Origin of the sequence: Mycobacterium sp. (assembly GCF_049673265.1) — a bacterium.
Taxonomy (GTDB): Bacteria; Actinomycetota; Actinomycetes; order Mycobacteriales; family Mycobacteriaceae; genus Mycobacterium.
This window is the reverse complement of record NZ_JBATXN010000554.1, coordinates 1-11,598: the sequence shown is the minus strand read 5'-3', so window position 1 is coordinate 11,598 and position 11,598 is coordinate 1. Positions and strand designations below refer to the sequence as shown.

Sequence of the window (11,598 nt, the reverse complement as noted above, 5' to 3'; positions counted from 1 at the left end):
TTCCGCCACCTCACTGGACGTCGACGCGATCCGCGCCGACTTCCCGATCCTCAAGCGGGTGATGCGGGGCGGAAATCAGTTGGCGTACTTAGATTCCGGTGCAACCTCGCAGCGGCCGGTGCAAGTTCTCGACGCCGAACGCGAATTCCTGTTGACATCCAACGGCGGAGTGCACCGCGGAGCACACCAGCTGATGGAGGAGGCCACGGACGCCTACGAGCAGGGGCGCGCGGACATCGCAGCTTTTGTCGGCGCGCACGCCGAGGAGCTGGTGTTCACCAAGAATGCGACCGAGGCGCTCAACCTGGTGTCCTACGTGTTCGGCGACAACCGCTTCGAGCATGCCGTCGGGCCCGGGGACGTCATCGTCGTTACCGAGCTTGAGCACCACGCCAACCTCGTCCCGTGGCAGGAACTGGCCCGGCGCACCGATGCGACGCTGCGCTGGTATGGCGTCTCCGACGATGGGCGTATCCATCTGGAGTCGCTACGGCTCGACGACCATGTCAAAGTCGTTGCGTTCAGCCATCATTCGAACGTCACCGGAGCGCTAGCCTCGGTCGCCGAGCTGGTAGCCCGAGCGCGCGCCGTGGGCGCGTTGACCGTGCTGGACGCGTGCCAGTCGGTGCCGCACGAGCCCGTGAACTTTCATGCCCTCGACGTGGATTTTGCGGCGTTTTCCGGGCATAAGATGCTGGGCCCCAACGGAATCGGTGTGCTGTACGGGCGTCGCGAGCTGCTCGCCGCGATGCCGCCGTTTCTTACCGGCGGATCGATGATCGAGAACGTCGCCATGGAAACGTCCACCTATGCGGCTCCGCCGCAGCGGTTTGAGGCCGGCACTCCGATGACCTCTCAAGTGGTCGGACTGGCTGCGGCCGTACGCTACCTCGGCGCAATCGGTATGGACGCGGTGGCAAATCACGAACATCAGCTGACCGCCGCCGCGATCGAGGGACTGTCCGGCATCGACGGCGTGCGGATCATCGGACCGACATCGATGGAGCACCGCGGATCACCGGTGTCCTTTGTCGTCGACGGCGTGCATGCCCACGACGTTGGCCAGGTCCTCGACGACGACGGGATCGCTGTGCGAGTCGGACACCACTGCGCATTGCCGTTGCACCGCCGGTTTGGTCTGGCCGCCACCGCGCGCGCATCGTTCGCGCTTTACAACACCCAGGAGGAGGTCGATCGGCTGGTAGCCGGCGTGCAGCATGCCCTCGACTTCTTCGGCGAGGCGTGAGCCGCCGTGCGCCTGGAACAGATCTACCAAGACGTGATCCTCGATCACTACAAGCATCCGCAGCACCGCGGGCTGCGCGAGCCGTTCGGCGCGCAGGTGCACCACCTCAACCCGGTGTGCGGCGACGAGGTCACGCTGCGGGTCGCGCTGTCAGAAGACGGTGAGCAGATCGCCGATGTCTCCTACGACGGGCAGGGCTGCTCGATCAGCCAAGCGGCCACCTCGGTGCTCACCGAGCAGGTGATTGGGCAAACGGTGGGCGAAGCGATCAAGACCGTCACCGCGTTCACCGAGATGGTGGCTTCGCGGGGCACCGTCGCCGGCGACGAGGATGTACTCGGCGACGGTATCGCGTTCGCGGGCGTCGCCAAATATCCCGCCCGGGTCAAATGTGCGCTGTTGGGCTGGATGGCGTTTAAAGATGCGCTGGCCCAGGCCAGCGCGGAGGAGGTCAAGGATGAGCGAAACCGCCGCACCGGATAACGAGCTGCTCGCCGACGTCGAGGAGGCCATGCACGACGTCGTCGACCCCGAACTGGGCATCAACGTGGTCGACCTCGGACTGGTCTACGGCCTGAACTTGGAAGAGGGCGACGAAGGGACCATCGCGCTGATCGACATGACGTTGACGTCGCCGGCCTGCCCGCTGACCGACGTCATCGAAGACCAGTCGCGTAGCGCGCTGGTCGGCGCCGGTCTGGTGGACGAACTGCGGATCAACTGGGTGTGGAACCCGCCGTGGGGCCCGGACAAGATCACCGACGACGGCCGCGATCAACTGCGCGCCCTCGGTTTCACCGTCTAAGGGTTGAAGTTGCACTGGGGCTGGGTAACCTCATCATTGTGAGCGACGCCATAGCCCGCGGGGCCAACGAGAAGGGCACCGGTGCGGAGCCGCATGTCATCGTAATGTTCGGCGCCACAGGCGATTTGGCGCGCCGGAAGTTGCTGCCCGGCCTCTTTCACCTGTCCTGTTCCAACTTGGCGCCCGAGATGCGCATTATTGGCACGTCGCTCGATGAACTGGACACCGCGGACTTTCGCAAGCTGGTGCTTAAGGCTTGCCACGAATTCTCCAACCACGACGTTGACGACGAACTTTTGGATCAGTTCTCCGCCAACTTGAATTACGTTTCCCTGCACGGCGGTCCGGAGGAGCTAGGTAGCGCGGTCAGAGAGCAGATCGACGAACTCGGTGGTGATGCCCGTCTGCTGCACTACCTGAGTGTGCCGCCTGCGGCGGTGATGAAGGTCATGGAGACGGTGAGCAAGCTGGACTTGGTCCAGAACTCTCGGGTCATCATGGAAAAGCCTTTCGGCATCGATCTGGGCAGCGCACGAGAGTTGAACAAGGCGATTCACGAGATATTCGAAGAAGAACAGATCTTCCGGATCGATCACTTCCTGGGTAAGGAGGCCGCGCAGAATATCCTCGCATTCCGATTCGCGAACGGATTGTTCGAGCCGATCTGGAATCGAAACTTCATCGACCACATCCAGATCGACGTGCCGGAGCGGCTCACGCTGGAGGGCCGCGCCCAGTTCTACGAATCGGTGGGGGCGTTCAAGGACATGGTGGTCACCCACTTATTCCAGATTCTGGCGTTCGTCGCGATGGAGCCGCCCACCGAGCTTGTTTCAGAGGCGATCAGCGAGGAGAAGAACAAGGTTTTCCGCTCGATGCGCCCGCTTGATCCCAACAAGGTGGTGCGCGGGCAATACCGGGGTTACCGCGACGAGCCTGGGGTATCGGCCGAATCGGACACCGAAACGTTCGTCGCGCTCGAATGCGAGATCGACAATTGGCGTTGGGCGGGTGTCCCGTTCTTTCTGCGCACCGGCAAGGGCCTCGCTGAGGGACAGCGCATCATCTCGATCGCGTTTCACGAGCCGCCGCGCAGCATGTTCCCGGCCGGCTCCGGCGTCGGAAAGAAGGGTCCGGATCACCTGACGTTCGATCTGGCCGATGTGTCCAAGATGTCCCTGTCGTTCTACGGCAAGCGGCCCGGCCCGGGGATGAAGCTGGACAAGCTCAGCCTGCAGTTCACCATGGAAGAAACCGGGCACGCGGGCGACGTCCTGGAGGCATACGAGCGGTTGATTCTCGATGCGATGCGCGGCGACCGGACGTTGTACAACTCCGCTGAGGGTATTGAGCGGCTCTGGGAGGTCTCGGCCCCGCTGCTCGAAGACCCGCCACTGGCACATAGCTACGACCTCGATTCATGGGGTCCCAACGCGGTCCACCCGCTGATTGCCCCGCGTGCGTGGCGGCTGCCGTTCGAACGTGGCTGGCGCAGCAAGAACTGAGAGCTCCTCAACGCCAGGGCAGGTCGGTGTTATCGCCGCTCCAGCGTGATGGCGGAATCATCGGCGCCCCACGCAATCCCGACGTCTCGACGTGGCGCAGCGCGGCATCCAGGTGCTGGCGCATCCGGCGTTCGGCCTTCTGCGGGTCTTTAGCGGTGATCGCCGCGGCGATCGCGCGATGTGATTTTGCTGCTTCGTCGCGGTCATATTGAGTGATGTCCTGCTCGGCGGCGGCCCAGCGCACCGCCTGTTCGACCGCCGCCAGAACCGTAGTGAGAAGCGGGTTTCCGCTGGCCTGTACCAGCAGCTCGTGAAATTCGTGGTAGCCGGTGCCGTCGGGTGCGATGCCGCGCTCGGCGACCACGGCGATGCGCTCGCGTTGTTGAGCGGTGGCGTGCTCGGCGACGTGGGCTGCCGCGGCGGGTTCGAGCATTTTTCGGAACTCCAGCAGGTCGCCCCAGGTGGCTTTTGTGAGGGTGAATAACTGCACCAGTGAATGAGCAGTCCGTTCGGGCTCGGGATGACGGATGCGGACCCCGCTGCGTCCCTGGCTGGTGGCGGTGAGTCCCTCGGCGTCCAGCAGCCGCAGCGCCATCCGCACCGTTTCCCGGCTGACGCCGAGTTGATTGACCAGTTCGCCTTCGGTGGGCAGCGAATCGCCAGGCACAAGTTCGCCGGACAGAATTCGCCGGCGCAGGGCAGCGGCCACCGCGTCGGGCGCACGAGAGGGTCTTGTGATTGTCACGACACTTAGTATACTAAGTCGTCATGGCAAATGTCCCCAACGCCGCAGTGCTCACCGGCGCGTTCCGGCCGATGCGGTTCGAGGCGACCGTCGAGGATTGCGTGACCAGTTTCGGCGAAATCCCGAAGGAACTGGCCGGCGGGTTCTACCGAGTCGGCCCGACGTTCAAACGGCCGACCCGACAGGGCGCCAACGGCCTGCTGGCGATGGACGGCATGCTCCAAGGTCTCACGTTCGACAACGGCCGCGCCGACTTTCGCAACCGCTGGGTTCGCACTCCCAAATACCAACTGGAGGACAAGCATCAGCGCGGCATGTTCTGCTGGTCTGACGGGGAGTGGACCGACTGGCGCAACATCGGCTTCGGCGCCGCGATACGTGACGAATTCACCCGCGGAATTCCGCAGGGCACCAACAACATCAACTGCTTCCCGTTCGCGGGGGAGATCCTCGCGTCGGGAGAGCAGGGCAGCCCCCCGGTGGCACTGGATCCGATCACCCTGGAAACCCGGGGAGTGGTGCCGTGGTCACCGCAGCTGTCCCGCGGGATCTTCGACAAGGCCGGCTACGGCGATGCCGCGTTCACCGCGCACCCGAAATGGGATGCCGAGAGCGGCACTCTGTACGGCTGGGCTTACAGCAACCACAAGCCCTACGTCACGGTCCACGTCGTGCAACCGGACGGCACGGTGACCTCCCGCGAGCTCTGGGATGCTCCATATTCCTCGGAGGTCCACGACATGTGGCTGACCCCGGACTGGATGGTGTTGCCGTTTCAGGGTTTCGTGTTCGATCCGGATCGGATTGAGCACGGGCAGTCGGTGCAAGGCTGGCATCCGGAGCTACCGACCATGCTGGCGCTGGTGCCACGCGACGACGTCGAACACGGCGAAATTCGTTGGATCACAGTGGAGATCGAGCCGCAGTATGTGATGCACACGTTGGCCGCCGACGTCGACGGCGACACCCTGACGTTGGAAGCCCCGATCTTCGAGCGCCCGCCGTTCCCGTTGGACATCGACAGGTTTCAGGGTGACGACGTCGCACTGTTCTTCAACCTGGCGCGCAGCACACTGGGACGCTGGACGGTCGACCTGGCCGGCGGCGGCGCGAAATCCGAACTGCTCGACGATCGGCCGTGCGAGCTGCCCAAGGTCGACGAACGCTTCTACGGCCGCGGGCACCGCTGGGGATATCTGATCGGCGGGGATGCCAAGGGCAACGGGATGCGGATGCACAGCCTGGTAGTGCGCGACCGCACCACCGGCGCCGAGCAGCAGTATCGGCTGCGGCATGAGCGCCCGGCGCTGGTGATGGAGCCGACATTTGTGCCGCGCACCGCCGATGCGCCCGAAGGTGACGGCTACCTGATGGTCCCGGTGTCGCGCTGGACCGAAAACCTCGGCGAGTACGTTATTTTCGATACCGACGACGTCACCGCGGGACCGATATGCCGCATCGAGATTCCGTTTATCCTCGGTTTCACCCCGCATGGGCATTGGATGGACTTCCGTTGATACTCAGCGACATCGAAGAAGCCGAGTTACGGGCTTCAGTCCACGGTATCGTCGCCGGCTTCGGCAACGAATACTTCACCCGGTGCAGTGAAACCCTGCAACATCCCACGGAGCTCTGGGAAGCATTGGCAGCGGGCGGTTTCGTCGGAGTGAACCTGCCGGAGGAATACGGCGGCGGGGGAATGGGATTGAGCGCGATAAATGTTGTCGCCGAGGAGTCCGCCGCCGCGGGTTGCCCGCAGATCATGCTGATGATCTCGCCCGGGATCGTCGGCAGCCTGCTGTCTCGGCACGCCACCCACGAGCAGAAACAGCAATGGCTGGCGCCGATGGCTGCGGGAACGGCCAAGATCGCGTTCGCGATCACCGAACCCGATGCCGGATCCAACAGCCACCAACTCGCCACCACCGCACGCCGCGACGGCGACAAGTACTACATCAGCGGGCAAAAGACATTCATCACCGCCGCCGACCAAGCCGATGCCATTCTCGTGGTCACCCGCACCGGCACCGACGCCCGAGGCCGCGCACAGCTTTCGCTGTTCCTCGTCGACCGGGACACGCCGGGTATCGAGATGCATCGCATCCCAATGACGTTCGAGATCACCGACAAATCGTTCACCGTGTTCTTCGACAACGTCGCGGTTCCGGCGGATCGGTTGGTCGGCGGCGAAGGCAACGGGCTGCGAGTCGCGTTCGACGGTATGAACCCCGAGCGGGTGATCATCGCCGCGATCTGCAACGGTGTCAGCCGCTACGCCCTTGATAAGGCGGTGGCCTACGCCCGGGAACGCCAGGTGTGGCAGGCACCGATCGGCGCGCACCAAGGCATCGCCCATCCGTTGGCGGAGGCCAAGATTGCGCTTGAGGCTGCCCGGCTGATGACCCGCCACGCCGCCGCCGGTTACGACGCCGGAGTTGACGCCGGCGAAGCCAGCAACATGGCCAAGTTCCTGTCTGCCGATGCGGCGATCCGCTGCCTGGATCAGGCGATCGAGGTGCACGGTGGAAGTGGGTTTACCCGTGAAGTCGCACTGGCCAACATGTACGAGTTCGTCCGGCTGTTCAAAACCGTGCCGATTACCCGCGAGATGATCCTCAACCACATTGCGCAGCACAGCCTCGGCTTGCCGAAATCGTACTGAGCGTGCGTATCTCTAGAACGCCGCTTCGGGAAGCGCCATGATGTCGTCGTCGATAGCCTCGACGATTCCGCGCAGTGCGGTGAGGTTCGGGAGCATGTTCTTGGCAAAGAATCGCGCGGTGGCGATCTTGCCTCGATAGAACGCTTCGTCGCTGGCCGGCGCTGCGGCCAACGCAGCTTGAGCGAGGTTGGCTTGGACGAGGAGCCGCCATCCGATGAGCAAGTCGCCGACGGCGAGCAAAAACCGCACCGATGCGAGACCGACTTTGTATATCTCCTCCTGCTGTTCGGCGGCACCCATCAGATACCCGGTCAGGGTGGCGGTCATTGCCGTTACGTCGTCGAGCGCGGTCTGCAGCAGGTCGGCAGACGGACGCAGTGTCTCATCGCAGGTATCGATGGTGTGACGGATCTGCGATGCCACGTGCTCAAAGGCTTGATCGCGGTCGCGAATGATCTTGCGGAAGAAGAAATCCAAGGCCTGGATTGCCGTGGTGCCTTCATAGAGCGAGTCGATCTTGGCATCACGGGCGTACTGCTCGATGGGGTAGTCGGTCAAATAGCCCGACCCTCCGAGCGTTTGCAGCGACTCGGTCAGGATTTCGTAAGCCCGTTCGGAGCTCACGCCCTTCACCACTGGGAGCAGAAGATCGTTGACGCGGTGCGCCATCTCGGCGTCTGCTCCTGAAACCTGTTGTGCAACAGTGTTATCCTGATGCGCCGCGGCATACATGTAAAGCGCGCGCAATCCTTCGGCGTAGGCCTTCTGCGTGATCAGGCTGCGGCGCACATCCGGATGCTGCATGATCGTGACCCGCGGCGCGGCCTTGTCGGTCATCTGAGTCAGATCCGCGCCCTGCACCCGAACTTTGGCGTATGCCAGCGCATTGAGGTATCCGGTGGACAGCGTTCCGGCGGCCTTGACGCCGACCGACATGCGGGCGTTCTCGATGACGGTGAACATCTGCGCGATTCCGTGGTGCACGTCGCCGACCAGGTAGCCAACGGCGGGCATCACGTGGGCGCCGAAGGTCAATTCGCAAGTCGGGGATGCCTTCAGCCCCATCTTGTGTTCCAGTCCGGTGACGAAAACCCCGTTGCGGGAACCGAGTTCGAAGGTCTGCGGGTCGAAGAGATACTTCGGAACATAGAACAGGCTCAGCCCTTTGGTGCCCGGACCGGCACCCTCGCGGCGGGCCAGCACGAGATGAAAGATGTTTTCGGCGGTGTCGCCGACATCTCCGCCGGAGATGAATCGCTTGACGCCCTCGATGTGCCAGCTGCCGTCCGGTTGTGCGATCGCCTTGGTTCGCCCCGCCCCGACGTCGGAGCCGGCGTCCGCCTCGGTGAGCACCATCGTGGCCGCCCACCCGCGCTCCAGTCCCATTGTTGCCCACCGCTTCTGCTCTTCGGTGCCCTCCAGGTAAAGTGCGTTGGCCATCGCCGGGCCCATGCTGTAGAAGAAGGCCGCAGCCGGATTAGCGCAGTGCAGCATCTCGTTGATCGCCCACGTCACCGGGCTTGGTGCGGACACGCCGCCGATCTCTTCGGCCAGGCCGATGCGCCACCACTCGGCGTCCTTGACCGCCTGCACCGACTTGGCCAACTCGGACGGCACGGAGATGGTGTGCCGATCCGGCTCGAAAACCGGTGGGTTGCGGTCGGCGTCGACGAACGACTCGGCGATTGGGCCCTCGGCCAAGCGAGCGACTTCATTGAGCATCGTGTGGACTGTTTCGACGTCGAGCTCGCGATAGCGGCCCGAGCCCAGAACGGTGCCTATGCCCAACACCTCGAAAAGGTTGAACTCAATATCGCGCACGTTAGCGATGTAGTGCCCCAACGGTTTACGTCTCCTCGTCAACGCCCAGCTGAACTCTGAGGCAGTGTGTCCGAGGGGAGATCGGGTACGCAACCGTAACCTACGGCGACGGAACCGTAACTTACGCTGACGGAACCGTAGGGTCCGAGGTCAGCGGATTACCGCGATACACATGTGACTAACGGCGATGGTGCGGCCACGGGATGTGGAAGTGGTGGTGCGGCCGGCCCATCGGTGGACACGGTTCGAGATCGATGGTTTGAGCGTGCAGCACAGCGCCGTCCTTGGTTCCCTGCGCCGCCATGCACTTACCATTCTGGATCGCTTGCGCGTCGGTAACCGTGTGCTTGGTATAGGTCGTCGTGTTGGTGACGGTCACGGTGCCGTGCGTAGTTTTGCCGGTCGGATCGGTGCTGTCGACCGCAATGGTGTCACCGGTCACGGAGGCCACCGTGCCGTACACGGGTGCGGCGGACCCCGGGCTGGGTGGCAGCGGCGGCGGGCACCGGCCGCCTTCAGACGGGCTGATCTCCACGGATTCCGCGGTGATCGCACCGCCGGGCGAAGTTCCCTGCGGTGCCGGCTTGACGTCGACGCAACTCCCGGGTTTCACGTCGGTCAGCGCAGCGGAACTGAGCTCGGTGACCATCGTCTGCGGGGTGAAGTCCACCGTGGCCGCGCTTCGGTCTCGCTGGGTGAGCTGGATCGTGTTGCCAGACACCGATCTGACCAGGCCCTCGACCTCGTCATGTCCCATGGGTGGTGCAGGCGGCGGCTTGGGCGAAGTTGGCGAAGGACTTGCTGAGCTCGCCGACGTGCTGGGATTTGCGTTGTTTTCGTTGCCCGAACTTCCGCATGCGGAAAGCGACACGACCGTGGCAGCAGTGATCGCGAGGATCGCGAGCTGAGTCAATCGATGGTGCTGCGTCGTGGCGCTCATCAGGTTCTCCGATCGCGGTGTTGCGCGCGGAGTACCCGCTGCAACCGACTTGCACAATTATTAGTCCAGCGGATGAGCGGCCGTTTGCTGAGGTCCGCTCGAACTAGGGTTGTCCCATGTTCTGGTTGTGCAAAACTTGCGGAGTTGAGCACAGTACCGCGTCAAACGTGTGCGCGATTTGTGCCGACGATCGGCAGTGGGTGCCGGCCGAGGGTCAGCAATGGGCGACGCTGGAGCAGCTGGTTGCCGACGGGATGCGGTCGCACGTATCGGTCATCGAGGACGGACTCGTCGCAGTAGGCAGTTCGCCGCCGTTGGGAATCGGACAGCTCGGCAAGCTGGTGTGCACTGAGGCCGGCAACGTGTTGTGGGACCCGTCCGGCTTTCTCGACGACGACGCCGTGGCCGCGGTGGCAGAGCGCGGGCCGGTCATCGCGATCGTGGCCAGCCATCCGCATATGTATGGCGCACAGGTGGAATGGAGCCGCCGGCTGGGTGGCGTGCCGGTTTATGTGAACGCCGCGGATGCCGAGTGGGTGATGCGTCCCGACCCGGTGATCGAGCAGTGGTCGGACACGTTGCAGCTGGCCCCGTCGCTCTCCGTGATCCAGGTCGGTGGACATTTCCCCGGAAGCGCGGTCGCCTGCTGGACCGAAGGGGCCGGCGGCCGCGGCGTGCTGCTGGTCGGCGACACCATCTTTCCCAACCCGGACCGCCGTACGGTTGCGTTTTTGCGCAGCTACCCCAACCACCTTCCGCTGTCCGCCGCCGTCGCGCAGCGGATGGCCGACACGCTGGCAGCGTTGCCCTTCGACCGCATCTATGGCCTGTTCACGAACTCCATCGACAGCGACGGCCACGCGGTGGTCCAGCGTTCGGCGGCCCGCCACGCCGCCTGGGTGCGCGGCGACTATGACCACCTGACCTGAGCATCCGGTGTGCTGAGTTCTCGAGTGTGAGCTCAGGGCTTCGAGAGTGAGCACAGGGCGGAAATTTCGCGTTTTTCCCGCCCAGGATTCACGCTCGAAGCCACGGATGCACACTCGGCGGGTAAAGCGCCGGGAACATTTCGGCAGTTCACGGCGTTGACGGCACCGTGACTACCCAAGACCTCACCGCCGAAAAGTTCAACGAGACCATCAATGGCAACGACATCGTGCTCGTCGACTTTTGGGCATCGTGGTGCGGGCCGTGCCGCCAGTTCGCGCCCACCTTTGCCGCGTCGGCCGACAAGCACCCCGACATCGTGCACGCCAAGGTCGACACCGAAGCGCAGCAAGAGCTGGCAGCCGCCGCCCAGATCCGGTCCATCCCGACGTTGATGGCGTTCAAGAAGGGCAAGCTGGTGTTCAACCAGGCCGGCGCCCTGCCACCAGCCGCACTGGAGCAGCTCGTCCAGCAGGTCAAGGACTTCGACGTCGACGCGGCGATGGCCACGCAGGAACGCGACCAGGCCTGATCGCCGCAAGGCTAAGCCCACGTTATTGCCTTACTCTTCACCGGTCCGCCGTGCGGCCCGGATCGTCATAAGGCGATACCGTTCAACGGTGAATTTGGTCCTCGTTGAACGTCCGCGACCGCAGGTCGCATTAATCACCCTCAACCGGCCGGAGCGGATGAACTCCAGGGCGTTCGACGTCATGGTGCCGCTCAAAGCGGCGCTTGAGGAGATCACCTACGACAACTCGGTCCGGGTGGTCGTGCTGACCGGGGCCGGTCGAGGGTTCTCGTCGGGCGCCGACCACACGTCGGCCGGGGAAGTGCCGCACGTGCAGGGCCTGACCCGGCCCACCTACGCGCTGCGATCCATGCAGGTTCTCGACGACGTCATCCTGGGGCTGCGAAGGCTGCACCAGCCGGTGATCGCCGCGGTC

The 11,598-nt window shown here is 63.9% G+C and carries 12 protein-coding genes; 9 read left to right on the top strand and 3 right to left on the bottom strand.

All coding sequences use genetic code 11. The features are described from left to right. The 4 genes from WBF82_RS18830 to zwf form a co-directional block, all read left to right on the top strand. Window positions 1-1,246, top strand: a 1,246-nt coding sequence (locus tag WBF82_RS18830) for a cysteine desulfurase (protein WP_424384464.1), incomplete at its 5' end; no start/stop codon positions are given. A gap of 6 nt (window positions 1,247-1,252) precedes the next feature. Then, window positions 1,253-1,729 carry a Fe-S cluster assembly sulfur transfer protein SufU gene (sufU, locus tag WBF82_RS18825; protein WP_424081083.1) on the top strand — a complete coding sequence of 159 codons (477 nt, stop codon included), beginning with the start codon at window positions 1,253-1,255 and terminating at the stop codon, window positions 1,727-1,729. Further along, complete coding sequence (locus WBF82_RS18820; RefSeq protein WP_424081081.1) at window positions 1,704-2,051, top strand: metal-sulfur cluster assembly factor; 348 nt, start codon at window positions 1,704-1,706, stop codon at window positions 2,049-2,051. The genes sufU and WBF82_RS18820 overlap by 26 nt, the downstream gene beginning before the upstream one ends. Before the next feature lie 104 nt (window positions 2,052-2,155). Continuing rightward, window positions 2,156-3,556, top strand: coding sequence for a glucose-6-phosphate dehydrogenase (zwf, locus tag WBF82_RS18815; RefSeq protein ID WP_424081103.1), 1,401 nt, complete (start codon window positions 2,156-2,158; stop codon window positions 3,554-3,556). A gap of 7 nt (window positions 3,557-3,563) precedes the next feature. Here the strand turns inward: zwf and WBF82_RS18810 are convergent, their stop codons facing one another. Then, on the bottom strand, window positions 3,564-4,301 hold the full coding sequence (locus WBF82_RS18810) for a FadR/GntR family transcriptional regulator (protein ID WP_424384463.1): 738 nt from the start codon (window positions 4,299-4,301) through the stop codon (window positions 3,564-3,566). Between the two features lie 23 nt (window positions 4,302-4,324). Between WBF82_RS18810 and WBF82_RS18805 the strand changes: the two genes are divergently transcribed. Continuing rightward, window positions 4,325-5,818 carry a carotenoid oxygenase family protein gene (locus WBF82_RS18805; protein WP_424384462.1) on the top strand — a complete coding sequence of 498 codons (1,494 nt, stop codon included), beginning with the start codon at window positions 4,325-4,327 and terminating at the stop codon, window positions 5,816-5,818. Further along, entirely contained in the window at window positions 5,815-6,963 is a 1,149-nt protein-coding gene (locus WBF82_RS18800; protein WP_424384461.1) for an acyl-CoA dehydrogenase family protein, read from the top strand. The genes WBF82_RS18805 and WBF82_RS18800 overlap by 4 nt, the downstream gene beginning before the upstream one ends. Window positions 6,964-6,975: 12 nt before the next feature. On the opposite strand, the gene WBF82_RS18795 is transcribed toward WBF82_RS18800, so the two are convergent. Together WBF82_RS18795 and WBF82_RS18790 are read right to left on the bottom strand one after the other, a co-directional pair. Then, window positions 6,976-8,805: an acyl-CoA dehydrogenase gene (locus WBF82_RS18795; RefSeq protein WP_424384460.1), complete on the bottom strand. Its 1,830-nt coding sequence runs from the start codon at window positions 8,803-8,805 to the stop codon at window positions 6,976-6,978. A gap of 157 nt (window positions 8,806-8,962) precedes the next feature. Next, on the bottom strand, window positions 8,963-9,724 hold the full coding sequence (locus WBF82_RS18790; RefSeq protein WP_424384459.1) for a DUF5666 domain-containing protein: 762 nt from the start codon (window positions 9,722-9,724) through the stop codon (window positions 8,963-8,965). Window positions 9,725-9,840: 116 nt separating this feature from the next. Between WBF82_RS18790 and WBF82_RS18785 the strand changes: the two genes are divergently transcribed. The 3 genes from WBF82_RS18785 to WBF82_RS18775 all read left to right on the top strand — a co-directional run. After that, window positions 9,841-10,653 carry an MBL fold metallo-hydrolase gene (locus WBF82_RS18785; protein ID WP_424384458.1) on the top strand — a complete coding sequence of 271 codons (813 nt, stop codon included), beginning with the start codon at window positions 9,841-9,843 and terminating at the stop codon, window positions 10,651-10,653. Between the two features lie 167 nt (window positions 10,654-10,820). Then, complete coding sequence (gene trxA / locus WBF82_RS18780) at window positions 10,821-11,183, top strand: thioredoxin (protein WP_424384457.1); 363 nt, start codon at window positions 10,821-10,823, stop codon at window positions 11,181-11,183. Between the two features lie 61 nt (window positions 11,184-11,244). After that, window positions 11,245-11,598 (top strand): enoyl-CoA hydratase-related protein (locus tag WBF82_RS18775; protein ID WP_424384465.1); only part of this gene is annotated, 354 nt, incomplete at its 3' end.